The 345-nt window shown below is 58.8% G+C and carries 1 protein-coding gene; it reads right to left on the reverse strand.

Annotation, left to right across the window (positions count from 1 at the left end; genetic code table 11):
- The coding region (locus tag ACYQ2W_RS26725) for a transposase (protein WP_459874180.1) at positions 1–270 on the reverse strand (270 nt) is incomplete at its 3' end.
- Positions 271–345: the final 75 nt, after the last annotated feature.

Here is a 345-nt window from a genome sequence, read left to right on the forward strand (position 1 = left end):
CCCCTTGCTACGACAATACTCACTGAGCTCGGACTCGTTCATCGCGGCGCTCTCCACCACCGCCGCGAACTTCGCCTCTGCCGACCAATCTTCTGTCTGTTTTCCGCTGCCTGGCACGGGTACCCCTGTCTCTCTGGCCTGTTTGCGCCAATTGTAAAGGGTCTGCTCTGAAATCCTCTCCTCTCCGGCTACCTCGGGTATCGGTCGGTTGTTTGGCGGTAACAGCTTGCGCATCACCGATGCTTTTCTCTCTTCGGAATAGCGGGGCATTCGCTCCTCTTTCCGCCCCCTGTCTGCTCCAATTACCCCGTTCCGGGGAGGCGACAACTATCCTGACACAGGGGG

This window comes from Endothiovibrio diazotrophicus (assembly GCF_054657215.1).